Source organism: Planobispora longispora, from assembly GCF_016863135.1.
GTDB lineage: Bacteria > Actinomycetota > Actinomycetes > Streptosporangiales > Streptosporangiaceae > Planobispora > Planobispora longispora.
In genome coordinates, this window is record NZ_BOOH01000008.1 from 82,307 (window position 1) to 106,912 (window position 24,606).

19 protein-coding genes are annotated in these 24,606 nt (G+C 73.3%); 14 read left to right on the forward strand and 5 right to left on the reverse strand.

Features of this window, described 5'->3' with window-relative positions; translation table 11 throughout:
• Positions 1–35 precede the first annotated feature (35 nt).
• From Plo01_RS04045 to Plo01_RS04055, 3 genes are all read left to right on the forward strand, one after another.
• Entirely contained in the window at positions 36–1,241 is a 1,206-nt protein-coding gene (locus Plo01_RS04045) for an ROK family transcriptional regulator (protein ID WP_203889115.1), read from the forward strand.
• A gap of 308 nt (positions 1,242–1,549) precedes the next feature.
• Complete coding sequence (locus tag Plo01_RS04050) at positions 1,550–4,438, forward strand: glycoside hydrolase family 3 protein (RefSeq protein ID WP_203889116.1); 2,889 nt, start codon at positions 1,550–1,552, stop codon at positions 4,436–4,438.
• Positions 4,435–5,454: a LacI family DNA-binding transcriptional regulator gene (locus Plo01_RS04055; protein ID WP_203889117.1), complete on the forward strand. Its 1,020-nt coding sequence runs from the start codon at positions 4,435–4,437 to the stop codon at positions 5,452–5,454. Before Plo01_RS04050 ends, Plo01_RS04055 begins: the two co-directional genes overlap by 4 nt.
• Before the next feature lie 168 nt (positions 5,455–5,622).
• On the opposite strand, the gene Plo01_RS04060 is transcribed toward Plo01_RS04055, so the two are convergent.
• The 3 genes from Plo01_RS04060 to Plo01_RS04070 all read right to left on the reverse strand — a co-directional run bounded on the left by Plo01_RS04060 (position 5,623) and on the right by Plo01_RS04070 (position 10,347).
• Positions 5,623–7,026 carry a hypothetical protein gene (locus Plo01_RS04060; RefSeq protein WP_203889118.1) on the reverse strand — a complete coding sequence of 468 codons (1,404 nt, stop codon included), beginning with the start codon at positions 7,024–7,026 and terminating at the stop codon, positions 5,623–5,625.
• A gap of 445 nt (positions 7,027–7,471) precedes the next feature.
• Positions 7,472–9,235: an acetyl/propionyl/methylcrotonyl-CoA carboxylase subunit alpha gene (locus tag Plo01_RS04065; RefSeq protein WP_203889135.1), complete on the reverse strand. Its 1,764-nt coding sequence runs from the start codon at positions 9,233–9,235 to the stop codon at positions 7,472–7,474.
• 377 nt (positions 9,236–9,612) lie between these two features.
• Positions 9,613–10,347, reverse strand: coding sequence for an SDR family NAD(P)-dependent oxidoreductase (locus tag Plo01_RS04070; protein WP_203889119.1), 735 nt, complete (start codon positions 10,345–10,347; stop codon positions 9,613–9,615).
• Between the two features lie 177 nt (positions 10,348–10,524).
• Between Plo01_RS04070 and Plo01_RS04075 the strand changes: the two genes are divergently transcribed.
• On the forward strand, positions 10,525–10,791 hold the full coding sequence (locus tag Plo01_RS04075; RefSeq protein WP_239315862.1) for a WXG100 family type VII secretion target: 267 nt from the start codon (positions 10,525–10,527) through the stop codon (positions 10,789–10,791).
• A 182-nt stretch (positions 10,792–10,973) separates the two neighbouring features.
• Here Plo01_RS04075 and Plo01_RS04080 read toward each other — a convergent pair whose 3' ends face one another.
• Complete coding sequence (locus Plo01_RS04080) at positions 10,974–16,079, reverse strand: FtsK/SpoIIIE domain-containing protein (protein WP_203889121.1); 5,106 nt, start codon at positions 16,077–16,079, stop codon at positions 10,974–10,976.
• A 445-nt stretch (positions 16,080–16,524) separates the two neighbouring features.
• Positions 16,525–16,740 (reverse strand): hypothetical protein, encoded by a 216-nt coding sequence (locus tag Plo01_RS04085; RefSeq protein ID WP_203889122.1) that lies wholly within the window; start codon positions 16,738–16,740, stop codon positions 16,525–16,527.
• 427 nt (positions 16,741–17,167) lie between these two features.
• On the opposite strand from Plo01_RS04085, the gene Plo01_RS04090 reads away from it, so the two are divergent.
• From Plo01_RS04090 to Plo01_RS04135, 10 genes are all read left to right on the forward strand, one after another.
• Positions 17,168–17,875, forward strand: a complete 708-nt coding sequence (locus tag Plo01_RS04090) for a hypothetical protein (protein WP_239315863.1) — start codon at positions 17,168–17,170, stop codon at positions 17,873–17,875.
• Position 17,876: 1 nt separating this feature from the next.
• Complete coding sequence (locus Plo01_RS04095; protein WP_239315864.1) at positions 17,877–18,680, forward strand: CpaE/TadZ family protein; 804 nt, start codon at positions 17,877–17,879, stop codon at positions 18,678–18,680.
• Positions 18,681–18,774: 94 nt separating this feature from the next.
• Complete coding sequence (locus tag Plo01_RS04100) at positions 18,775–20,076, forward strand: TadA family conjugal transfer-associated ATPase (RefSeq protein WP_239315865.1); 1,302 nt, start codon at positions 18,775–18,777, stop codon at positions 20,074–20,076.
• On the forward strand, positions 20,073–20,954 hold the full coding sequence (locus Plo01_RS04105; protein WP_203889124.1) for a type II secretion system F family protein: 882 nt from the start codon (positions 20,073–20,075) through the stop codon (positions 20,952–20,954). The genes Plo01_RS04100 and Plo01_RS04105 overlap by 4 nt, the downstream gene beginning before the upstream one ends.
• Positions 20,954–21,913, forward strand: a complete 960-nt coding sequence (locus tag Plo01_RS04110; protein ID WP_203889125.1) for a type II secretion system protein — start codon at positions 20,954–20,956, stop codon at positions 21,911–21,913. Before Plo01_RS04105 ends, Plo01_RS04110 begins: the two co-directional genes overlap by 1 nt.
• 2 nt (positions 21,914–21,915) lie before the next feature.
• Complete coding sequence (locus Plo01_RS04115) at positions 21,916–22,176, forward strand: hypothetical protein (protein WP_203889126.1); 261 nt, start codon at positions 21,916–21,918, stop codon at positions 22,174–22,176.
• Positions 22,160–22,576 carry a TadE/TadG family type IV pilus assembly protein gene (locus tag Plo01_RS04120; protein WP_203889127.1) on the forward strand — a complete coding sequence of 139 codons (417 nt, stop codon included), beginning with the start codon at positions 22,160–22,162 and terminating at the stop codon, positions 22,574–22,576. Before Plo01_RS04115 ends, Plo01_RS04120 begins: the two co-directional genes overlap by 17 nt.
• Positions 22,567–23,046: a TadE/TadG family type IV pilus assembly protein gene (locus Plo01_RS04125; protein ID WP_203889128.1), complete on the forward strand. Its 480-nt coding sequence runs from the start codon at positions 22,567–22,569 to the stop codon at positions 23,044–23,046. Before Plo01_RS04120 ends, Plo01_RS04125 begins: the two co-directional genes overlap by 10 nt.
• Positions 23,047–23,224: 178 nt before the next feature.
• Positions 23,225–23,626 (forward strand): pilus assembly protein TadG-related protein, encoded by a 402-nt coding sequence (locus Plo01_RS04130; protein ID WP_203889129.1) that lies wholly within the window; start codon positions 23,225–23,227, stop codon positions 23,624–23,626.
• A 112-nt stretch (positions 23,627–23,738) separates the two neighbouring features.
• On the forward strand, positions 23,739–24,606 hold an 868-nt coding region (locus Plo01_RS04135), incomplete at its 3' end, for a LysM peptidoglycan-binding domain-containing protein (protein WP_373871666.1).

The following is a 24,606-nucleotide window of genomic DNA, read 5'->3' on the forward strand; positions in this document are numbered from 1 at the left end:
GGACATCACCTGGGCCGATCAGGACGGGACTGACCTTGATCACATCTACCACGAACCCGCAGCCGGCCGACTTCGCCGACGTCCGGGCCACCAACCTCGCCGTGGTGCTGAGGTTCGTGCGGGAGCACGCACCGTGTTCCCGTGCGGACATCGCGGCCTCCACCGGGCTCAACAAGGCGACTGTGTCGAGCTTGGTCGCCGACCTTATCGACCGGCGGCTGGTGCGCGAGACCGGGCTGACCGAGAACCGCGTCGGCCGTCCGGCCACGATGCTGGTGCTCGACGGCTCGCCGTACGCCGCGATCGGGGTGGAGGTCAACGTCGACTACGTCACCGCGGTCGCGGTGGATCTGTCGGGGGAACGGCTGCTGTCCTGGCGGCGCTCCTTCTCCGGCGCGACCAGCACGGTCAACCAGGCCGTCGCCACGGTCGCGGCGCTCGTGCGCCGCGTGACGGGCCGGATGGCCAAGGAGGAGCGCCAGGTCCTCGGGCTGACCGTGGGCGTGCCCGGCCTGGTCGGCACGGACGGCACCGTGCTCATCGCGCCCAACCTCGGCTGGCGCGACGTGGACCTGTCCGGCGACCTCGCCAAGGCGCTGCGCGACCCGGGTTTCCCCGTCCAGATCGACAACGACGCCAACCTCGCGGCCCTGGCCGAGCACCGCTTCGGCGCCCAGGCCGGCACGGCCAACCTGGTCTACCTCACCGGGGAGATCGGGGTCGGCGCCGGGGTCATCCTGGACGGGCGGCTGCGCCGGGGCGCCGGGGGGTACAGCGGCGAGATCGGCCACATCCAGCTCGACCCGCTCGGCGCCGAGTGCCGCTGCGGGCGGCTCGGCTGCCTGGAGGCCGTCGCCGGGATCGGGGCGGTGCTCCAGCACTCGGCGCTCTCCCCGGCCGAGGTCGAGATCGAGCTGGAGGAGGTGGTACGGCTGGCCCGCTCCGGCGACGGCCGCACCCTGGACCTGCTCGCCGGCGTCGGCCGCTACCTGGGCAAGGGCGTGTCCGTGATCGCGAACCTGCTCAACCCCGAGGTGGTCATCCTCGGCGGCTACTACGTGCCGCTGGCGCCGTGGTTGCTGCCCGCGGTCGCCGGGGAGATGCAGGGGCGCACCATCGCGCCGGACTCCGGGGGCTGCCATGTCGTGGCCTCCGGCCTGGGATACGACGCGGCGGCCCTGGGCGGCGCGGCGCGGGTGCTCGACTCGGTCGACTCGGGCCGCCTGCCCCGCGTCTCCTGAGACCCCGGCCCCGGCTGCCCCGCGTCCTGACGCCCCGGCCCCGCCTGCCCCGCGTTCTGACGTCCCGGCTCCGTCGGGACCTCCGCGGAGGGCGCGGAACCGAAGAATGATCCGCGATTTTCCCCGCACCCCTTGACCCGGATCTCACATCCGGGCACCCTTCAGGAAACTCCGCTTGAAACCTGCGCGTAACGGGCGGAGTTTTTCTGGACCGACTATCGAAGCGCTTCGACAGAGGCGCGTTCTCTCGCCCGTTGTCGAAGCGCTTCGACGCTCACTCAACGCTCATCCAGAGGGATGGTCCCCCCATGAACGAACCGTTCCGCGACCCGCAGCTCCCGCTCGCCGACCGCATCGCCGACCTGCTGGGCAGGCTGACGCCGGAGGAGAAGGTCGGGCTGCTCCACCAGTACCAGGCTCCGGTCGAGCGGCTGGGCGTGGAGGCGTTCCGCACCGGCACCGAGGCCCTGCACGGCCTGGCCTGGCTCGGCCCGGCGACGGTCTTCCCGCAGGCGGTCGGGCTGGCGAGCACGTGGGACCCCGAGCTGGTCCGGCGGGTGGGGGAGGCGACGGGTGACGAGGTCCTGGCCTTCCACCGCAAGGATCCGTCGGGGGCCGGCCGGAACGTGTGGGCCCCGGTGGTCAACCCGCTGCGCGACCCGCGCTGGGGCCGGAACGAGGAGGGCTACTCCGAGGACCCGTGGCTGACCGGCGTCATGGCCACGGCGTACGCCCACGGCCTTCGTGGGAGCGATCCCACCGTCATGAAGACCGCCCCGACCCTCAAGCACTTCCTCGGCTACAACAACGAGACCGACCGCTGCGTCACCTCCAGCAACCTGCCGCCCCGGGTGCTGCACGAGTACGAGTTGCCCGCCTACCGGCCCGCCCTGGAGAAGGGCGCGGCGGTGGCCGTGATGCCCTCCTACAACCTGGTCAACGGCCGCCCGGCGCACCTCAGCCCGCTGATCGACGACGTGCTCCGGGCCTGGGCCCCCGACGACATCCTCGTGGTCAGCGACGCCTACGCCCCCGGCAACTTCACCGGCCTGCAGGCCTACTACGACGACCCCGCCGAGGCGTACGCCCACGCGATCAAGGCCGGGCTCGACAGCTTCACCCAGGACGACGACCGCACCGAGGCGACGCTCGGGCACATCCGCCGGGCGCTGGAGCGCGGCCTGCTGACGGAGGCGGACGTGGACGCGGCGGTGCGGCACGCGCTCTCCATCCGGTTCCGGCTCGGCGAGTTCGACCCCGCCACGCCGTACGACGACGTCAGCGAGGCGGTCGTCAACTGCCCCGAGCACCAGGAGCTGGCCCGCGAGGCCGCCCGCCGCTCGATCGTGCTCCTGGAGAACGACGGCGTCCTCCCGCTCTCCGATGTGCGGCGGGTGGCGGTCATCGGCCAGCTGGGCGACACCCTCATGGAGGACTGGTACTCAGGCACGCTGCCGTACGCCGTCACCGCCCGCTCCGGGATCGCCGAGCGGTGCGAGACCGTGTTCTGCGAGGCCGTGGACCGGATCTCGCTGTCCCTGGAGAACGGCCAGGAGAACGGGTACGTCGTCGCGGACCCCGGCGGGGGGCCGCTCGGGATCGGCGCGGAGCCGGACCTGTTCGACCTGTTCGACTGGGGCGGCGGGTCCTACGCGCTGCGCGCGGTGGCGACCGGCCGCTACCTGTCGATCGACGAGGACGGCGTGCTGGTCAACGACCAGCCGGGCCCGAACGGATGGGAGGTGCGCCAGACGTTCCGGCTGGAGGACCGGCCGCGCGGCACGGTCGCGCTCCGGCACATCTCCACCGGCCGCTACGTCGCGCAGGCTGCCGGGACGGGCGGCGGGGCGGGCGACGGGGTCTTCCGGCTGGTGGACGACGCCGACGGGGCGGCCTGGCTCGGCATGGAGGTGGTCGCGAGCGGCGCGGAGAACGCCGCGGCCCTGGCGGCGACCGCGGACGTGGCGATCGTCGTGGTGGGGGACCACCCGCTGGTCAACGGGCGCGAGACCGAGGACCGGCTCGACATCGCGCTGCCCCCGGCGCAGGAGGCGGTGGTCAGGGCCGTGCGGGCGGCCAATCCCCGGACCGTCATGGTGATCAGCAGCGGCTACCCGATGGCCTGGACGGCCGAGGGACTGTCCGCGGTGCTGTGGTCCTCGCACGGCGGCCAGGAGTACGGCCACGCGCTGGCCGACGTGCTCTTCGGCGACGCCGATCCCGAGGGGCGGCTCACCCAGACCTGGTACCGCTCGGCGTGCGAGCTGCCCGACCTGCTCGACTACGACATCATCGCCGCCGACGCCACCTACCAGTACTACCGGGGCGCCCCGCTGTACCCCTTCGGCCACGGCCTGTCCTACACGACCTTCGACTACTCCGGGCTGACCGTCACGGTGGACGACGGCGGTTCCGGGACGGGAGCGGACGGGGCCGGCGGTCCCGGGGCGGACGGTTCCGGGACGGGCGGGACGGTCACCGTCACGGCCACCGTGACCAACACCGGTTCCCGGCCCGGCGTGGAGGTCGTCCAGCTCTACACCCACCAGCAGCGGTCCCGCGTCAAGCAGCCGCTGCGCCGCCTGCGCGATTTCGCCAAGGTACGGCTGGAGCCCGGGGAGAGCGAGACGGTCACCTGGACCGTCGACCTGCGCGAGCTGGCCTTCTGGGACGTGACCCGGGACCGGTTCGTGGTCGAGGACGCCCCGCACAAGGTCATGGTCGGCCGTTCCGCCCGCGACATCCGCCTGTGCGCGCCGTTCCACGTCGCCGGCGAGCGCATCCCGCCGCGTGACGCCCTCACCGGCCCGATCCCGGCGGTCAACCACGACGAGTACGACGGGGTGACGCTGGTGGACGCCGCCAGGCTCTCCGGCGACGCCGTGCGGTCCGCCGTGGACGGGGCGTGGATCCTGTTCCGCGAGGTCGATCTCGGGCCGGAGACCGGGGCCGGGGCCGCGGCGTGCGCGGTCGAAGCCACCAGCACCGAAGGCGGGGTGCTCACCCTCCGGCTGGACGACCCGCTGTACGGCCGGGCCGCCGCGACCTTCCCCGTCCCCCGCGCGGGCCGGTACGACCTCGGCCGTGTCCGCGCCGTGCTTGCGGAGGCCCACGGCGTCCACGATCTTTATCTGGTGTTCGAGAACGCCGGGATAACCGTCTCCCACCTCGCCTTCGAGCCCGTGGAGGGTGCGTGAGCGGGCGGGCCGTGACGATCGCCGAGGTCGCCCGGCACGCGGGGGTCGCGGTGAGCACGGTGTCGTACGTGCTCAGCGGGAAGCGGGCGATCTCCGCCGACACCCGCCGCCGGGTGCTCGACAGCGTGCGGACGCTGGGCTACCACCCCAACGCCGGGGCCAGGGCGCTGGCCAGCAGGCGGGCGAACGTGATCGCGCTGGTGCTGCCGCTCCGCGCCGGGATGCACGTGCCGGTGCTGATGCAGTTCGCCACCTCGGTGGTGACCGCCGCCCGCCGGTACGACCACGACGTGCTGCTGCTCACCGCGGACGAGGGCACCGACGGGATCCGCCGGGCCGCGGCCAGCGCACTGGTGGACGGGCTGGTGCTCATGGACGTGGAACTCCACGACGGCAGGGTGGACCTCCTGCGCGAGCTGGCCGAGCCGAGCGTGCTCATCGGGTTCCCCGCCGACCCCTCCGGCCTGACCTGCGTGGACCTCGACTTCACCCGGGCGGGCGCGCTCTGCGTGGAGCACCTGGCCGGACTCGGGCACCGGAAGCTGGCGCTGCTCGGCGCGCCCTCGGTGGTCTACGAGCGCGGCACCGGTTTCGCCCGCCGCACCTGGGAGGGCTTCACCGAGGCCGTGGACCGGTACGGCCTGTCCGGGATCGCGCTGCCCTGCGAGGAGACGTTCGAGGAGGTGGCGGCGGCCGTGGGCGGGCTGCTGGAGTCCCACCCGGATCTGACCGCGCTGGTGGTGCACAACGAGACGGCGGTCAACCACGTGCTCGGGGCGCTGCGCCTGCACGGCAGGCGGGTCCCGGAGGATGTGGCGGTGGTCGCGATCTGCCCGGACGACATCGCGGAACGCTCCAGCCCGCCGCTCACCTCCGTGCTCGTCCCGGCCGAGGACGTCGGCCGCGAGGCGGTGCGGCTGCTGATGGACAAGCTGGAAGGCCGCGCCGTACCCGGGGGGACTCTCCTGGAGCCCCGGCTGACCGTCCGCGACAGCACCCGCTCCGGCCCCGCCTGACCGTCCGCGACAGCACCCGCTCCGGCCCCGCCTGACCGTCCGGGACGGCGCCGGCTCCGGCTCCGGTTCCGCCCGACCGCCGCCCGGGAGAAGTCCGGGGCCGTACGGATTCCGGCTGATGGAATCCGTACGGCCCCGTCGTATCTCGTGACGATGCGGATCGCGCGGCTACCAGTCGCCCCCGCCGAAGTCCCCTCCGCCGAAGTCTCCGCCGCCGAAGTCGCCCCAGCCGCCGCCGAAGTCTCCGCCGCCCATGCCCGCGTCACCGCCGGCGTCGGACACGCCCTCCTGGTAACCGGCTCCGTAGCCCATGCCGTAGCCGCCCATGCCCCAGCCGCCCATCATGCCGCCGAGCATGGTTCCGACGAGCATGCCGGTCATGACGTCGCCGAAGCCGCCGTAGTAGCCGTAGGCGTAGGGCTGGTAGGCGGGGCCCGCCTCGTAGTAGGGACGGTAGCCGCCGTTGACCATGACCTGGCGCGTCTGCGGCTCGAAGCCCTTCTCGACGGCCTCGGCGTCGGCCGCGCAGGCCGGGACGTCGCGCACCGCGCCGCCGGGCGGGGCCCAGCGCACGTCGCGCGCCGAGGGCCCGTGCTGGGGGTTGAAGAAGCACGGCGAGCGGCGCTCGGGCAGCGGCTCGTGGTTGACGCGCGCCTTCACGCAGGCCAGGGCGTAACGGCCCTCCTCCAGCGCGGTGGTCACGCCCCGGAGGTCGTCGGGGCGCTTGACCGCGTCGAGCTCCGCCTTGGCCCGCTCGTAGGCGTCGAGGGCGCGGGCCCAGTCCTGCTCGTGGTCGCCGCCGTCGGCCATCATCTTGACGTCCATGTCCAGCGCGGTGATCTCCTCGCCGAACTTGGTGACGTCCTCGTCCACGGTCTGCTTGACCGCGGCCAGCTCGGCGGCCTCGCGGGCCTGGCGGTCCTTCTTCTTCTTGCGGGAGTAGAAGAAGACGCCGGCGCCGCCGGCCAGGGCCAGCACCAGGATGCCGATCAGCACGCCGACACCCCCGCCGCCGGAGGAGCCGGAGCTCTCGGAGTTCGGCGCCGCCGCACCGCCGGGGTTGTCGACGGCGGCGTCGGCCAGCCGGACGAAGGTGACGACGCCCTCGGTCATATTGCCGCCGCCGGTCTCGTTCCGGGCCTGCTGGAAGACCCGGTCCAGGTTCAGGCCGGGGATGTCGGTGTTGTAGAGCAGCTTGAGCTGATCGTCAGCCCGCGGAGTGACGACCACGACGACCTCCTTGCCGGAGATCTCCTTGTTCAGGCCTCTCAGGAAGTTGCTTGCCTCGGCGTCGCTCGTGATCGAGCCTTTCGGCAGCAACGCGACATCGACGTTGGATGCCTGCTGGACCGCAGCGCGCATGGCGTCCAGCGAATCCCTGGGCACACTGAGGGCTGGATCGTGGTAGAAGCGGCCTCCGCTCTCCAGCTGCGACGCGATCGTCCCCGGATCGGGTGGAGCCGCGGCGTGAGCAGGCAGGGCAGGAGCGGTCAGGAGAACAGCCAGCACCCCGGCGATCAGCGCGGCGATCGCGGCACCGAGACGACCTGGCATGGTTTGTGTGGTGGTCACGGCAGACAGCCTCCTTCGTCCGGTTAGGACGAATGAGCGGACATCGGAGTTCCCTCTTACCCGACCGTATCCCCTTCACCCCCAGGTTTGGTGCTGAGCTTGACCATTGGGGCGGAACGTACCCGGAAACATCCATCCATTCGGAATGGCCGTCTCTTGTCACGGTGCGTACGGCACAGCGCACGCCTGCGCACGGTGTGCACCCGTTGACTTCCTCCCCAGCCCCCACGGGCAGGGGGTCCCGCATCCGGGCGGACCGCCGCCCGAGAGGCAGCGCGGAGCACACGCCGGAGCACACGCCGGGACACCGGCCCCCGGGTGTCCTCGATCCGCAGGCGTCCTCGACGCCGCGGATCGTCAGGCTCGGCGGCACAGCCTGCCGGGTTCGGCAGCGGGGTCCGTCAGGCTCGGCGGCGCAGCCTGCCGGGTTCGGCAGCGGGGTCCGTCAGGCGTCCTTGATGTCGCAGATCGTGGCCCCGGCGGTGACGGTCTGGCCGACGGCCGCCGTCAGCCCGGTGACCGTCCCGGCCTTGTGGGCGGCCAGCGGCTGCTCCATCTTCATCGCCTCCAGCACGACGATGGTGTCCCCGGCCGCGACGGTGTCCCCGTCGCCGGCGACGACCTTCACGATCGTGCCCTGCATCGGGCTGACCAGGGCGTCCCCGCTGGCCGCGGCCTTCTTCGCCGCTCCGCCGCCGCGCCGCCGGGGAGCCGCGGCCGCCGCGGGACGGCCCGCGCCCGACGTGCCGAGACCGGCCGGCAGCACGACCTCCAGCCGCTTGCCGCCCACCTCGACCGTGATCCGCTCGCGCTCGGAGGGCTCGTCGGCGCCGGCCTCCCCGGCGTACGGCTCGATGGTGTTGTCGAACTCGGTCTCGATCCACCGGGTGTGCACGGAGAACGGCTCGCCGTCGGTGGCCGGGGCGAAGGCGGGGTCCTCGACGATCACCCGGTGGAAGGGGATGACCGTCGGCATGCCCTCGATCTCGAACTCGGCCAGCGCCCGCCGGGAGCGCTCGAGCGCCTGCCGCCGGGAGGCGCCGGTCACGATCAGCTTGGCCACCAGCGAGTCGAACGACTGCGGCACGGTCATGCCGCTCTCGTACCCGGAGTCCAGCCGCACGCCCGGCCCCGAGGGCGTGGACATGCGCGTGATGGTCCCGGGGGCGGGCAGGAAGCCGCGCCCGGCGTCCTCGGCGTTGATCCGGAACTCGATGGAGTGACCGCGCAGCTCTGGGTCGCCGTAGCCGAGCTCCTCCCCGGAGGCGATCCGGAACATCTCGCGGACCAGGTCGATCCCGGCGACCTCCTCGGTGACCGGGTGCTCGACCTGCAGCCGGGTGTTGACCTCCAGGAAGGAGATCGTGCCGTCCTGGCCGACGAGGAACTCGCACGTGCCCGCGCCGACGTAGCCGGCCTCCTTGAGGATCGCCTTGGAGCTGCTGTAGAGCAGCTCCAGCTGGGCCTCGGACAGGAACGGCGCCGGAGCCTCCTCCACCAGCTTCTGGTGGCGGCGCTGGAGCGAGCAGTCCCGGGTGGAGACCACGACCACGTTGCCGTGGGCGTCGGCCAGGCACTGGGTCTCCACGTGCCGGGGCCGGTCGAGGTAACGCTCGACGAAGCACTCGCCCCGGCCGAAGGCGGTGACGGCCTCGCGGACGGCCGACTCGTACAGGTCGGGGATCTCCTCCATGGTGCGGGCGACCTTGAGGCCGCGCCCGCCGCCGCCGTACGCCGCCTTGATGGCGATGGGCAGGCCGTTCCCGGCGGCGAAGGCGACGACCTCCTCCGCGCCCGAGACGGGGTCCTTGGTGCCGGCGACCAGCGGTGCGCCGACCTTCTGGGCGATGTGCCGGGCCTGGACCTTGTCGCCGAGCGCGATGATGGCGGAGGGCGGCGGGCCGATCCAGATCAGGCCCGCGTCGATCACGGCCTGGGCGAAGTCGGCGTTCTCGGCGAGGAAGCCGTAACCCGGGTGGACCGCGTCGGCCCCGGTCCCGGCGGCGACCCGGAGCAGCTTGGCGATGTCGAGGTAGGTCTCGGCGGGGCTCTGCCCGCCCAGGGCGTGAGCCTCGTCGGCGACGCGGACATGGAGGGCGTCCAGGTCCTGTTCGGAGTAGACGGCTACGCTGGCCAGCCCGGCGTCCTTGCATGCGCGGGCGATTCGCACGGCGATCTCACCACGGTTGGCGATCAGGACCTTCTGCACCGACGTCGATCCCTTCATACGGCGAACAGGGGGCTGGCGGGCCTCCCACGGAGTGTAAGCGTCTCCTGATCCCTTGTTCTCGCGGGGGTCTCGCCTATCGAGACGGACACCGTGCGGACGGGGTCCGTCCGCAGGCGGCGGACCACCGCGGGGACGAGGGCGTCTACCAGAATGGACGCTCTCCGGAGTGGAGTTATCTTCCAGAACGGCGACCTTCCCGACGGCGCCGCCCGCCTGCGAGCGGGACCGCCCGCCGGAACGGGCGATCTCCCGGGTGAGGCCGTCCGCCGGGGTGGCGGCGTTCCCGGGGAGGCCGTCCGTCGGGGTGGCGGCGTTCCGGGTGAGGCGGTCCGCCGGGTGGGCGGCGTTCGAGGGGGTCACCTGCCGAGGTAGGCGCCGCCGTTGACATGGATGATCTGCCCGGTGATGTGCCGCGCCCCGGGGGAGGCGACGAACCTCACCGTCTCCGCCACGTCCTCGGGCGTCCCGGCGCGCCCGTTCCTGGTGCCCTCCACCCGGCGCCGTATGCCCTCCTCGGTGAGACGGCCCCGGAAGAACTCGGTGTCCACGATCAGGCCGGGGGAGACCACGTTGACGGTGATCCCGCGCGGGCCCAGTTCGGCGGCCAGATCGGCGGTCCACGCCTCCACGGCGGCCTTGGCCGCGCCGTACGAGCCCGAGCCCGTGCCCCTGGCGGCGATCGAGCCGATGGTGACGACCCTGGCGTGGTCGGCGAGCCGGGGGATCAGCGCGGTGGTGACGAGAACGGCCGACATCAGGTTGGCGTTGAGGTTGGCCCACCAGCTCTCGGCCACGTCCATGAGGTCGTCCTCGGCGGGCGCGCGGTCCAGGTTGGTGTTGCCGCCCGCATTGTTGACCAGCACGTCCACCCGGGCGGGCAGCCTGTGCAGCGATTCGCCCACGGCGACCGGGTTGGCCGCGTTGAACGTCACGTAATTCACCCGGTCGGGGCCGCCCAGCCGGTCGGCGGCCTCTTTGAGCACGTGCTCCCGCCGCCCCGTGATGGTGACCCGGTCACCCTGGGCGGCGAACGCCGCCGCGACGGCGTGGCCGATCCCGGTCCCCCCGCCCGTCACCACGATTTCCCGCACTGTTCTCGGTCCTCCGATGAGAATGGGCCGATATAGCCAATTGGGGCCGATCCATATTGAATGTCACGTTAGCCGATGGCAGCCATAGTGGATAGGCATAGCATTGATAACAGATTGATCTACGCTTTATTATTTGGTCCTTTGGCGTAACCGGCGCCGACTCAAAGGGAGATGGCCATGACCCTGTACGGTGGCGATCTGAATGAAATGGACCAGATGGCCAAGCAGTTCGGCACCCAGTCCGAACAGGTGCGGAGCACGATCGCCGCACTGAACGCCGAGGTGAGCAAGATCGGCACATCCTGGACGGGTCCCCGGGCCAACCAGTTCAGGGACGCCTGGGAGGGGAGCCGGCCGGCCTTCGAGAGGATGGTCGACGCGCTCAGGGAGGCTTCGGAGGCCATCAGAGGCTCCCGCAACGACATCGACGCCGCCACCCGCTGAACCTCGCCGTTCCTGCACGCGTCCGGCGGACCCGCGGCCCGGGGAGACATCCCCAGCGCGGGTCCGCCGGACGCGTTTATCCGGGCGGCGACGCGTTCGGGCGGGTGGCGATGCGTTCACCCGGGCGGTGCGGCATACGACACGTTCACCCGGGTGGTGAGTGTTCGCGGACGGTGACGCGTTCACCCGGGCAGGGCCGTCTGGATCGGGGTGATCGTGCCCAGGGTGACCAGGAGGCCGCGACCGGGAGGGCCGCCGACCGCGCCGCGCGGGAGCCGTACGGCGAGCAGGTCGCCGTCGCTGGGATTCTGCACCGCCAGCAGCAGGCCGGTGCGGGACTTGCGGGCCTCGGCGACGAACCCCCGGTAGGCGCTGGTCAGGTCACCGGTGGCGCCGCCGATGATGAGTCCGTGCTCGCCGTCGCGCCCGGTCCGCAGCGTCCGCTCCAGAGCCGTGCCGAGCGGGGAGTCGGCGGGGATCAGCTCGGCGTCGTCGACGATCACCACGTAGCGTTCCTGGCCGGCCACCGCCTCGTTCAGGTCGCCGTTCGCGTCGAGCACCGCCAGCACGCCGGGTTCGTCGACCAGGGTGCTCAGCGGGCTGCGCCGGGGGGCGACCAGGACCACCGGGGTGCCGCGGGAGAGCAGGGAGCGGGTGGCCGTCAGCAGGGCCGAGGAGCGGCCCGAGCGAGGCGGGCCCGCGACGACCGCGCCGGGCCCCTGGGCGAGGAGGTCGACGCCGAGCGGGGCCAGCGCGTCCCCTCCGGCGCCGAACAGCGCCCACAGCGGTGACGGCGGCTCGAAGGCCGGGATCAGGTCCGCGGCCTGGGCAGTGGTGATCCGCATCGGCAGCGCGTCCACGCGCAGCGGAGGCTCCCCCGCCCAGATCCACCCGACGACCTCCCCGGCGGATCCACGCGAACGTCCGGTCTCGCCGGGTTCTGAGGCGCGTCCGGCCGCGGATTCCGGGGGGCGTCCGGTCGCGGCGGATTTCCCGGGGCGGCTTGCGCCGACGGTCTCCCCGTTCGCCGCCCGGAGGTCCTCCCCGTGCTGTCCGGCCGGGCCGTCGCCCGCCGCGGTTCCCGGGAACCGGGCGGGCACCGTACGGGCCAGGGATTGGAGCATGGCGACCTGGGCCGGTCCCGAGGGATCTTCGTCGAGCAGTCCGATCTGGCTCTCGGTCAGGCCGTGCTCTCCCATGGAGAGCGCCCGCCCGGGGACGAGGACGGTGGGCAGGTCCCTGGCGGGAAGGCCGGCCAGGCCGTACTCGGAGGGGTCGGCCATGCGCAGGATCAGCCGGTCGTCGAAGATCGTGGAGATCTGCCCGATCAAGGTGGACCGGTCGCCGGTCACGACGGCGCGGAGCCCGACCGCCGGCCCCTCCCGCAGCAGCTGCAGCATCGAATCGATCAGCCGCCCGTAGTCGTAGCCCTCGAACGCCGAGACGAACCCCTCCCAGCGGTCCAGCATGAGCACGAGCCAGGGCAGCCGCGGCTCGCCCCGGGAGGCGCGCAGCTCGGTCAGGGACGCGTATCCGGCCTCCGCCAGCAGCTGCTGGCGCCGCCCCACCTCGGCCCTGAGCCGGGCCAGCAGGCGCTCCACCCGGTCGAGCTGGTCGCGCGTCACGACGGCGCCGCAGTGCGCCATGGTCACCAGCGGCAGGAGGGCCCCCGACCCGCAGTCGATCGCGTGCAGGTGCACGTCCTGAGGGGAGGCGCCCGCCGCGATCGCGCCCGCCAGCGTGCGCAGCGCCGTGGACCGCCCGCTGCGCGCGGTCCCCGCCAGGAGCAGGTGCCCTCCGTGCGCCAGGTCCAGCGTCAGTGCCCGCCGGTCCTGCGCCCACGGCAGGTCGGTCACCCCGAACGCCAGCGGCGGCACCTCCTCGTGCCCCGCCCGGTACGGCGCCGCGCCGTCGCCGCCGGGGAAGGACATGCCCGTCCGGTACGGTGCTGTGCCGTCGCCGTCGCCGTCGCCGTCGGGAGAGGACGCGCCTGGCCGGTGCGGGGGCGCGGTGGTCGGAACGGCCGCTCCGGTGGGCGGGGTCCCGGACGGCAGGCCCGGCAGCCCGGGGGCGACCACGAGGTCGGTGAGCGGTTCGAGCCAGGGGCTCGGCTGCTCGGGGACGCCTGCCGCGCGGGCGGCGTCGGCCAGCGCGTCGACGACCAGGGAGAGATCGGTGACGGGCGAGCCGTCGGCCGCCCCGGTGTCCGGCGCGGGCGCGGGGTGCCCCAGGGCCTGCCAGCCGACCTCGGTCACCCGTGCCCTGGTCGCGCCCTGCCCGCCCCGTTGCCCGCCCGGCGGCCCGTTCGGGCTCCGCCCGCCGATCCGCGCGGTCTGCACGGCCGTCGCCGCGCCCGCCCCCGACTTCACGTAGCAGCGGCCGGGGGTGGACTTGGGGATGTGGGCGGCGTCCGGCCGCCCGATGACGTCGGCCGACTCCGTCGAGTCGGTCACCCGGAGCGCGATCCGCAGGGAGGTGTTGGCCTGGATGTCGGGCGTCACGACGCCGGCGGGCCGCTGGGTGGCCAGGATCAGGTGGATGCCCAGGGAACGGCCCCGGCGGGCGATGTCCACCAGGCCGGTCATGAAGTCGGGCAGCTCGCTGACCATCGCCGCGAACTCGTCGATCACCAGCACCAGCCGGGGCAGCGGCTCCAGCGGGTCGCCCCGCCCGCGCAGCGGCGTGACCGGCGAGGAGCCGCCCGCGACGAGCAGGTCCCGGGACGCGCGGGCCGTCTGGGCGTCCCGCAGCCGGTGGTAGTCCTCGATGTCCTTGGCCCCGGCCGCCAGCAGCAGCCGCTCGCGGCGCCGGATCTCGGCGGCCAGCGAGGCCAGCGCCCGCTGGGTCAGGTGGCCGTCCAGATCGCTGACCATGCCGACCGTGTGCGGGAGCCGCACGCACTCCTTGAACGCGGCCCCGCCCTTGTAGTCGATCAGCACGAAGGTCATCTCATCGGGACGGTTGGCCACCGCGAGGGAGCAGATCAGCGTCTGCAGCAGTTCGGACTTGCCCGCGCCGGTGGTGCCCGCGATGAGGGCGTGCGGGCCGTCGGCCCGCAGATCGACGGAGAAGGGGCCGTCCGGCCCGACCCCGATCAGGGCCTCGGTGGACCGGCCCCACCGCGAGGCGAGGACGGCGCCCGAGACCGCGGGCAGCGCCAGCAGGTCCAGCAGTCGCGTGGATCCGGGCAGGGCCAGGCCGGGATCGTCGCGGCTGACGTCGCGGATCGGGGCCAGGGACCGGGCGAGCCGGTCGCACCAGGACTCCGGGACGCGGTCGGCCAGGATCTCCCCGAGGCCGTCCAGCCCGCCGCCGCGCAGCCGCAGCCCGCCGTCCGGGACGGCCTGGACGACGGTGGCGCACTCTTCGGGCAGCAACCGCTGGTCGTCGTCGATCGCCAGGGTGTGGACGCCCGCGCGGGGACCCTGGCGCAGCACCTGCGGCATGCCGGGCAGCGCCCGCAGGACCTGGGCGCCGTCGAGGACCACCAGAACGTCGTAGGGGCGCTCGTCGTAGGCGGGGGCGAAGTCTCCGGAACGGCCCGGCCCGCCCCGGCCGCCCGTCGCCCCCGACCCGAGGTCGCCCCAGCCCGACGGGACGCGGCCCGCCTTGAGGGGGGATCCGCTCTCGCCGAGGCGCTCCTCGATCAGGGCGGCCAGCTCGCCGACCCGGCGGGCGGCGGCCTCCGGATCGGCGCCGACCAGCGCCACGCAGTCTTCGCCGCCGTGCGGGGCGCAGTGCGGCAGCCAGCGGGCCCAGTTCCACCGCGCGCCGCCGTCACCGCGCGCCGACAGCACCACGATCGCCAGATCACGCGGGCTGTGCAGGGCGGCGGCCTGGCCGACCAGCCAGCGGGCCAGGCCCGCGACGTCGTCGCGGGGCCCGGTCAGGCCCACCACGCCGAGCTGCCGCACGGCCAGGGTCACCGGCACCGCCCGGCAGGTCGGGGGGTCGGGCAGCGGGGCGTCCGTCGGGGCGCCCCGTTCCGGGACGAGCTCGAGGTCGGCGGGGAGGTCGGCGAGCCCGACCCGGAGGCGGAGCGCGTCGGGGTCGTGGTCGCGCCGTTCCCAGAGCCGCCGCCGGGGACCGGTCGCGGTGAGCAGCACCTCGGCGGGGTCGGGCGCGGCGGCGCGGCGCGCGATCTCGTCGGCGGCGCGGGCCCGCTCCATGGTGGCATCGAAGGCCGCCATGCGTTCGCGGTACTCCTTCATCTGCAGGCGGTACCGCTTGCGGCCGTGCCGCCGGTCGCTCCACCACTGGCCGAACATGATCATCGGGCTCATCAGGGCGAACAGCAGGAAGTACCACGTGTTGAGGACCCACGCCAGGGTCAGGCCCACCAGGGCGGGAAGGAGGGCGGCCAGCAGGTGCAGCCGCATGGGCTCGGCGCGTCTCGGCTCGGCGGGGACCGCGAAGCGCCGCGGGCTCTCCGGCGGCCGGAGCCGGGGCGGCCGGTTGTAGGCGAGGCCGCCGTCGGGCTGGGCGTCCAGGTGCGCGTCCGGCGGCTCCACGGCCTTCAGCGTCAAGACCGAGGACCCGCAGATCAACAGGGCGTGCTCGGGCCAGTCGAGGACTCCGTCCAGCGGCTCGCCGTCCAGCTCGGGCGTCGTTGCCGCGCGCCGTACGCCGCCGGTCTCACCCGCGGCGGCGCCTCCTGCCGTGTCGCCGGTGCCGTCCGCGCCTCCTCCCGCGCGGCCGCCCCCGCCCTCGGTTCCGCCGCCCCGGCCTCCGCCCCGGCCTCCGCGCCTGCCCGGCCGCGCCGCCCGCTCCCCGGCGGAGCCGTCCGGGGCGACGTCGGCCCCGGGCTCGACGGTGATGGCGTCGGGCGTGAGCCGCACGACGGCGGCCTCGCCGGGCAGGGAAGGGTCGCGCACGGACACCGCGCAGGCGGGGTCGGAGCCGACGGTGTGGACGCCGAGCCCGAGGCGGTGCACCGACCCGGCGCCGGGACCGCCGATCACCCGGATCTCCACGATGCCGCCGGGCTCCTCGGCGAGCGTCGAGGCGGCCAGGCGGCGGTCCAGGGTGACCAGGTCACCGTCGCGCAGGAGCCCGAGCAGCGGGGCGTCGGGGGGGAGCTCGCGGCCGTCCAGCCAGAGGGAGGGGGCCTCGGCGCCGTCGCCCATGCCGTAGGGGGCCTTGCTGCGCGTCAGCCGCACCACGTTGGTCGGCCGCTCGGCCTGCCCGGTGAGGGCCTCCGCGAGCCGCGCCACCGTGGTCGTCTCGTCGCCCTCGACCACGACATCGCGGTCGGCGTGCTCGCTGAGCACGGTGAGCATGATCCGCATCGCGCTCTCCTCGGGTCAGGCGCCCCCGCTCCAACCTAACGACTGGGAACGGTCCCGAAGAGATGTTCGCGATAAACCGGATGGCCCGGGGCCACCTCGGACGGTCCTGTGGAAAACCTGATCGCCTGTGGATAACCGTCCGCCACGGCCGGCACGCCGTACACCGGCCCATGTGTCGTGATTCGTGTGCTTCCTCCACTCCCCGACGAGAACGGCTTCCCGCCCCCTCCGGGGGGAACGGCCGGGGCGGACGGCGACCACGCCCCGGCCGATGCCGTCGCTGAGCAGGAGGAAGCACGACGAAGGAGACGGTCGCGCCACCGGGCGAACTCGGCGCCCCGCTCGCCGGGGAAACCCGGCGGTTCCCCCGCCTGGTTCGGCGGAGGCGCGTAGTTTCCGGACGTTCAGGGCACCTGTGGATTCTCCGGACATGCCTGTGGAAAACTCACCCGGAATCCGGGGTGTCCTTCAGCGTGCGCGTCTTGGACCGCAGTTCACCGGTCTTCTCCTCCAGCAGCCCCGCGTAGGCGTTCACCTCGGAGGTGACCTCCACCAGCCCGGCCGCCGCCCGGTGCAGGCCGTCGACCACCTTCTCGGTGGCGGGAGCGGCCGCGAGCCGCTCGACTCCTCTGCGGCGCAGGCGCTCGACGGTTCTCCTCAAGAGGAGACGTACGCGTCCCGGACCCCGTACGCGTCCCGGACTCGATGCGCGGCGCCTGAACCACTTGGCCATGGGCCAAGGATGACACATTTTGAACAGGTTCAGGGTGAAAAGAGGCGCACAGGTGTGCGGCGTGATGGTGAAGGGAGCGGAGAGAGTCCGGGGGCTGGAGGGGGAATTCCAAATCGGGGATGAAAGTGATGTGACACATGATGCGCAGATTTATTCATGTCCCTATCACGCGGATGAGTTGTGTGTCATGACTGGGAACCGTAAGGTTTCGGTGGATCGTCGTTGACAGACGTGTCCCTATCGAACGAGCATTGATCCTCGCTTTTCCCCGACAATCGATCGGCGGGGTGCACATAATGGCGTAAATTCGTCCGTAATTCCCGAAGATATGATCACTCAGGGAGTTCCCCCGCCCATGAGGACCAGTGAGAAGTCAACGGGCCGCGCTCCGGTGAATGCCGAGCGTCCAAGTCCGGCGGGCACCCTGTCGGGGCCGGCGTCACGCAAGCTCCCCGTCTCGCCCCGCGAGCGCAGGCCCGCGCTCGCCGCGCTGGCCGTCCTGCTCATCCTGGGCGGCGCGCTGGCCACCACCCTGCTGGTCATGCGCAGCGGCGACCGGGTCTCCGCGATCGAGATCACCCAGAAGATCGGCGCCGGCCAGCGGATCCCCCTGGAGGCGATGCGCGAGGTGCAGATCGCCGACACGGGGATCGGTTACGTGTCCTTCGCCCACCGCGAGCGCATCGCGGAGGGGAACAACCACGCCCTCGTCACCCTGCTGCCCGGCACCCTGCTGATCAGGGACATGGTCGTCTCCTTCAGCGAGGAACTGGGCCCGGGCAAGGCGCAGGTGGGCCTGTCGCTCAAACCGGGCCAGCTGCCCGGGGGCCTGCGGGAGGGCGACCGCGTCCAGGTCATCCACGTGCCCGGCAAGGGCGCCGCCGAGCAGGGCCGGGTCCTGGCGCAGAGCGCGCTGGTCCACCGGATCGGTGAGAGCCGCACCGGATCGTCCGGCGCTTCCGGCCGGGTCACGGTGATCGTGGACAGCGCGGTCGCGCCGACGATCGCCGCCTACGCCTCCAACGGCGAGATCGCCGTGGCGGGTCTGCCGGGAGAGCGCTGAAGTGGCGCTCATCGTGCTGGCCGCCGACAAGGGCGCGCCCGGCGTGACCACGGCGGCCACGGCGCTCGGCGCGATCTGGCCGCGCCCGGTGCTGCTGGCGGAGTGCGACCCGGCGGGCGGAGACCTCGCCTACCGGCTCCCCGCGGCCGACGGGGGAGTCCTCAACCCCGGGAGGGGACTGCTCACCCTCGGAGCGACGGCCCGGCACGGGCTGAGCCACGCCCTGATCCACGAGCACACCCAGAAGATCGTCGGCGGGCTGGACGTGCTGGCCGGCCTCACCCACGGTGAGCAGGCCGCCGGGCTGACCTGGCTCTGGGGGCCGCTCGGCCGGGCGCTGGCCACGCTGCCCCACGCCGACGTGCTGGCCGACTGCGGGCGCCTGGGAGGCCACCCCGAGCTGGGCGATCTGATCACCGAGGCGGCGCTGACGGTCCTGTTCACCAGGGCGAGCCTGGACCACGTCGCCCACCTGCGCGAGCGCCTCCAGGTCATCCCGCGGGGCACGCAGGTCGGGGTGGTGGTCATCTCCGACCCCCGGCAGTACCGCGCCACGATCGACGAGGTCCGCCGGATCGTGGGGGGCACCGGCAAGGACGTCGTCTTCGTGGGCGGGCTCGCGCACGACCCGAAGGGCGCGGAACTGCTGCGCGGGCAGTGGGGCGGGCGTCTGGACCGCTCGCTGCTGATCCGCACCGCCCGTGAACTCGCCGGCCGTCTGGCGTCCCACGTCGGCCCCGGCCGTCTGGCCTCCCACGGCGGTCCCGGCCGCAAGACGGCCCCCGGCCGCAGGGAGGCCGTGTGAACGGGCGCAGCGAGCGGGCCAGCCGTGTGAACGAGCGCGGCGAGCGGGCCATGGGCGCGGCGGCATCGCGGACGCGGCCGGCGAAGGGGGTCGGGTGAGCATCGACCACGGGTTGGTGAAGCGGTTCCGGCAGGAGGTCGGCGACCGGCTGGCGCACCAGCGCCGCCTGGACCAGGCCGGCGGCCTGACGCCGATGACGGGAGAGGACGAGCGCCAGTTCGCCCGGGCCCTGATCGCGCAGGTGCTGGAGGAGTTCGCCCGCGGCGAGATCGGCGTCGGCCGTACCCCGCCCACCGCGGAGGAAGAGGAGGCGCTCGCCGCCGGGATCCACGCGGCGCTGTTCGGCGTGGGCCGCCTGCAGCCGCTGCTCGACGACCCCGAGGTCGAGAACATCGACATCAACGGCTGCGACCGGGTCTTCGTCAGCTACGCCGACGGCCAGGAGGTCATGGGCGAGCCGGTCGCCGAATCCGACGACGAGCTGGTCGAGCTGATCCAGATCCTCGCCGCCTACAGCGGTCTGTCCAGCAGGCCCTTCGACACCGCCAACCCCCAGCTCGACCTGCGCCTGCCGGACGGCTCCCGGCTCTCGGCGGTCATGGACGTCACGGTCCGCCCGGCCGTCTCCATCCGCCGCGCCCGGCTGGGCAAGGTCTTCCTCAGCGACCTGGTGGGCAACGGCACGCTCAGCGCGGAGCTGGGCCGCTTCCTGTCGGCCGCCGTGGGCGCCCGGAAGAACATCATGATCGCCGGGTCCACCAACGCGGGGAAGACGACCCTGCTGCGCGCGCTCGCCAACGAGATCCCGCCGTCGGAGCGGTTGATCACCGTCGAGCGCGCCCTGGAGCTCGGCCTCGACCAGTTCCCCGAGCTCCACCCCAACGCGGTGGCCTTCGAGCAGCGCCTGCCCAACTCCGAGGGGCAGGGCGAGATCTCCATGGCCGAGCTGGTCCGCCGCTCCCTGCGGATGAACCCGTCCCGGGTGATCGTGGGCGAGGTCCTCGGCGACGAGATCGTCACCATGCTCAACGCGATGACCCAGGGCAACGACGGCTCGTTGTCCACGATCCACGCCAACTCCTCGATGGAGGTCTTCAACCGGATCGCCACCTACGCGCTCCAGGCCTCCGAACGGCTGCCGGTCGAGGCGACCCACATGCTGATCGCGGGCGCGATCGACTTCGTGGTCTTCATCGAGAAGCGCAACGACTACGCCAGGGGCGGCACGCTGCGCCGCTTCGTGTCGAGCGTGCGCGAGGTGTCCGGGGTCGACGGCCGGGTGCTCTCCTCGGAGGTCTTCGCCCTCTCCCCGGACGGCCGCCTCCTGCCGCACGCGCCCCTGTCCTGCCTGGAGGAGCTCGCCCAGCACGGCTACGACCCCGGGGGGTGGATGTGATCCCGCTCCCCCCGGAACTCCTCGACCCGCTGGTGCTCCTGGCCGGGGCGGCGATCGGCGGCGGTCTGTTCCTGCTCGGTCTCGCCCTGTACGGCACCCGCCCGCGCCCGGCCGGTCCCGGGAAGAAGGCCGGGCGGCGCGAGCTGATCCGGGCCCTGTCCACCCGCTCCGGGGCGGGCGCGATCGCCGGCGTGGTCGTGCTCGCGGTGACCGGCTGGCCGGTCATGGCGGCCGGGGCCGTGCTGCTCGCCCTGGGGTGGCGCGGCCTGTCCGGCGGCGCGGCCGAGGAGCGCGCGGCGATGCGGCGGCTGGAGGGCCTGGCGGCCTGGACCGAGTCGCTGCGGGACACCATCGCCGGAGCCGCCGGTCTGGAGCAGGCGATCCCGGTGTCCATCCGCGCCGCGTCCCCCATGCTCCGCCCGCACCTGCGCGCGCTCGTGGACCGCCTGCACACCCGCATGCCGCTGCCCGACGCGCTGCGCCTGTTCGCCGACGAGCTCGACGACCCCTCGGCCGACCTGGTCGTCGCCGCACTGATCCTCAACTCCCGGCTGCGCGGCCCCGGCCTGCGCGACGTGCTCGGCGCGCTCGCCGTATCGGCCCGGGAGGAGCTCGACATGCGCCGCCGCGTCGAGGCCGAGCGCCGCTCCACCCGGCGCAGCGTGCAGATCGTGGTCGGCGCGGCCGTCGCCTTCGCGGCGTTCCTGGTCGTCTTCAACCCCGATTACGTGGCCGAGTACGACGACGCCCTCGGCCAGGCGGTCCTCGTGGTGGTCGCCGCGTTCTTCGGCGCCGGGTTCGCCTGGATGCGCCGCCTGGCCCGGTTCGACAAGCCCGCCCGCCTGCTGGGGCCGTCCGTTCGAAGGGAGGACGCGTGATGGTTGAGGCTCTGCTGGCGGGAGGGGTGGCCGGTCTCGGGCTCTTCCTCCTGGTGCGGGCGCTGTTCCCGGCCCGGCCGGGCCTGGTGACACGGCTGCTGGCCCTGGACGCGGCGCGGGAGGGCGCCGGTGTCCCGCGGATGCAGCTCCTCCTGCCCGATGAGGAGGTCAGTCCCTTCCGGCGCGGGCTGGGCGAGCGGATGGCCCGTTTCTACGCGGCCCGGCGGTGGGAGATCCGCTCGGCCAGGGCGGACCTGGCGCTGCTCGGCAAGTCGCTGGAGGGATATCTGGCGACCAAGGTGCTGCTGGCCGTCTCCGGGCTGTTGGCCTTCCCGCTGCTGGCCGGCTGGCTGGCGCTGATGGGATGGGGCGTCTCCCTGACGATCCCGCTGTGGGCGGCGATCACCTTCGCCACCGTCTTCTTCTTCCTGCCCAACCTGCAGATCAGGCGGGACGCCGCCCGGATGCGGCGCGACTTCCGGCACGTCGTCGGGGCCTTCCTCGACCTGGTGGCGATGAACCTGGCCGGCGGGCGCGGCGTGCCCGAGTCGCTGATGATGGCGGTCTCCGTGGGCACCGCGAGTACGGCGGGCGGCGCGGCGGGCGGCCCCGACGACGAGGGCGCCAACTGGGCGATGACCCGCATCCGCGACGCCCTCGCCAACGCCAGGATCGTCGGCATCACCCCCTGGCAGGCGCTCGGCCAGCTCGGCGACGAGATCGACGTGGACGAGCTGCGCGACCTGTCGGCCGCGCTCGGCCTGGTCGCCGACGACGGAGCCAAGGTCCGCGCCTCCCTGACCGCGCGCGCCGCGACCCTGCGCCGGCGCGAGCTGGCCGAGGTGGAGGGGCAGGCGGGAGAGCGGTCCCAGTCGATGCTCGTCGCCCAGCTCCTGCTCTGCGCGGGCTTCATGATCTTTCTGAGTTTCCCGGCCGCTATGAAGATGTTGGGGTCCTGACCATGCTGAACCATCCGTGGATCGCCTACGCGGTCGCGCTGCTGAACGTGCGGATCGACAGAGCCCGCACCGCCCCCACCCGCGGCGCCTCGGCCGTCGAGTGGGTCATCATCACCGCCATCATCGCCGCGGTCGCCCTCGGCCTCGCCACGCTCATCAGGCAGCTGGTCCAGGAGAAGCAGGGCGAGATCTCCGACACCTTCGGCGGAGGCGGCGGGGGCGGCGGAGGGGACGGAGGCGGTGACGGTGGCGGAGACCCCTGACCGGGAGCGGGGCGCCACCGTCGTCGAGCTGGCGATGATCATGCCGGTGGTGCTGGTGGTCGTCCTGCTCATCGTGCAGTTCGCCCTGTGGTTCCACGGGCGCCAGGTGGCCGACGCCGCGGCGCGCGAGGGAGCCCGGCTGGCCCGGATCGACAGCGAGTCCTGGCGGCAGGACGCCGAGGCGCGGGCCGACGAGGTGATCGAGGCCGTCGGCCCGAAACTCCTCGACGAGGCCACCGTCACGGCGTGGGAGGAGGGAGATCAGCGCGGAGTCGAGGTCACCGCGACAGCGGTCCAGGTCGTCCCGCTCCTGCCGGCCACCACGTTCACCATCACCGCGCGCTTCGGCGGTCCCGTGGAGTGCTTCCGGCCCGACGACGGGAGTGAGGGATGCGAATGAGCCACCGGTACGGCCGGGCGCGAGCCGGTCCGCGGATCCGGGACCGCCTGAAGGCGCGGTCGAGGACCCGGTCGAGGACCCGGAGCCACCGCGAGCGCGGCTCGTTGTCGGCGGAGACGGTGCTGCTCGCCCCGGTCTTCCTGCTCTTCCTGCTCTTCCTGGTCGGCGCGGGGCGGTTGGTGGAGGCCCAGGGCGAGGTCAACGGCGCGGCCAGAGACGCGGCCCGGGCCGCGTCGGTCGAGCGCACCCGATCCGAGGCCGAGACCGCCGCGGCCGCCGCGGCGAAGGAGGCCCTGACGGGCGAGTGCGAGCCGCGGGTCGACCTGTCCGGCACCGTCTGGGAGGAGGGAGGTCAGGTCAGAGCCGAGGTGAGCTGCTCCCTGGACCTGGGCTTCCTCGGTTTCGGCGCGGTCAAGGACGTCCGGGGGGACTCGGTGGTCCCGCTGGAGCAGTTCCGGAGGGTCGACTGACATGCGATGCCCGAGTGCCCCGAAGGCGGCCGGAACGCCTGCAGCGACCACCGGTGGAAGTCATGCCCTGAGGAGCGGTGGATCTCATGCCGTCAACACCGGTGGAACGCATGTCCTGACCTGCGGTGAAAGGCATGTCCTGAAGGACGGTGGTCACGATGGGCCGGAGCGGGGGTCGATGTCGGTCTTCACGGTGCTCTTCTCCCTGGTGGTCTTCCTGCTGGCGGGACTGCTGGTGGACGGCGGGGCCGCGATCAACGCCCGGCTGCGGGCGGCCGACGTCGCCGAGCAGGCGGCCCGGGCCGGCGCCGACCAGATCGACGTCGAGTATCTCCGCGAGACCAGCCGGGCCCGGCTGCTGGAGAGCGACGCCGTGTGCGGGGCGGCCGAAGAGATCGTCTCCGGTCACACGGGCGGAGAGGTCGGCCTCGCGGGATGCGAGGCCGGCGAGGCGGAGGTGGAGGTCACGGTCTCCGTCCGCTGGGAGGCGTTCTTCCTCGCCGCCCTCGGTTTCCCGGGGGCGGAGATGAAGGCGACGGCCGTGGCCGGCCCCGACACGGGAGAGGCTCCGGTGCCGTGACGGGGCCGGGGACGAGGGCGGGGCCGGGGACGAGGGCGGGGCCAGACCGATTGTGACGAACCGCTGGCCCGGCGGGTGACCGAGGACGAATCTGGATGAGGAGGGGAGAGGCATGCCGACGCGACAGCCGACGCGACAGCCCACGCGTATCAAGCCCAGGCGCACCGCCGGCGACCTGTTCGCCGGGCTGGGCGCCCTGATCGTGCTGGTCGCGCTCGTCGGCGGGGTCCCCTACGCGCTGCTCCGGCTGGCCGGACCGCCGCTCCCGCCCGAACTGCTCGACCTCGACCTGCTGAACAGCGAGGTCGGCACCAGCACGATCGTCGCGATCCTGGTCCTGCTGGTCTGGCTGGCCTGGCTGCAGCTGGTCGTCTGCGTGCTCGTCGAGCTCTACGCGGGACTGCGCCGGGTCGGCATGCCGGCGAGGGTCCCCCTCTCCGGAGGCACCCAGGCGCTGGCCAACCGGCTGGTCACGGCGGTCCTGCTGCTGTTCACGGTGTCGGCGGCGGCCGTGCCGTTCGTGAAACCGGCCGGCCCGCCCGCCCGGCCCGCGCCCGTCTCCGCCGCGCTGGCCGCGCCTCCCCTCACCGCCGAGCGGGAACCGCTGGCCCCCGTGGCGAAGGCCAAGAAGGTCTACGTGGTCCAGCCGCCGCACGGGCGCCACCACGAGAGCCTGTGGGAGATCGCCGAGAAGTGCCTCGGCGACGGCCGCCGCTATCCGGAGATCTACCGTCTCAACCAGCACAAGGAGCAGCCCGACGGCAGCCGCCTGCGGATGGCCGATCTGATCAGGCCCGGCTGGGTGCTCGACATGCCGGACGACGCGAGGAACGTTCACATCGTCCCCGCCGCCCAGCCCCGCACCGCCACCCTGGAGGAACACCCGGGCAAGCCGGCCGAGCTCGACGGCCGTACCCACACCGCCGCCCGTGCCCCGGCCGACCCGCCCGGCACGTCCTCGGTCCCGGACCGGGGGACCG

Bases quoted from the DNA above. Each gene is read 5' to 3' on its own strand.
- Plo01_RS04090 (WP_239315863.1), top strand. From the start codon at position 17,168: ATGAGGACCAGTGAGAAGTCAACGGGCCGCGCTCCGGTGAATGCCGAG.
- Plo01_RS04050 (WP_203889116.1), top strand. From the start codon at position 1,550: ATGAACGAACCGTTCCGCGACCCGCAGCTCCCGCTCGCCGACCGCATC.
- Plo01_RS04115 (WP_203889126.1), top strand. From the start codon at position 21,916: ATGCTGAACCATCCGTGGATCGCCTACGCGGTCGCGCTGCTGAACGTG.
- Plo01_RS04080 (WP_203889121.1), bottom strand. From the start codon at position 16,079: ATGCGGATCATGCTCACCGTGCTCAGCGAGCACGCCGACCGCGATGTC.
- Plo01_RS04125 (WP_203889128.1), top strand. From the start codon at position 22,567: ATGCGAATGAGCCACCGGTACGGCCGGGCGCGAGCCGGTCCGCGGATC.
- Plo01_RS04130 (WP_203889129.1), top strand. From the start codon at position 23,225: ATGTCGGTCTTCACGGTGCTCTTCTCCCTGGTGGTCTTCCTGCTGGCG.
- Plo01_RS04110 (WP_203889125.1), top strand. From the start codon at position 20,954: ATGGTTGAGGCTCTGCTGGCGGGAGGGGTGGCCGGTCTCGGGCTCTTC.
- Plo01_RS04075 (WP_239315862.1), top strand. From the start codon at position 10,525: ATGACCCTGTACGGTGGCGATCTGAATGAAATGGACCAGATGGCCAAG.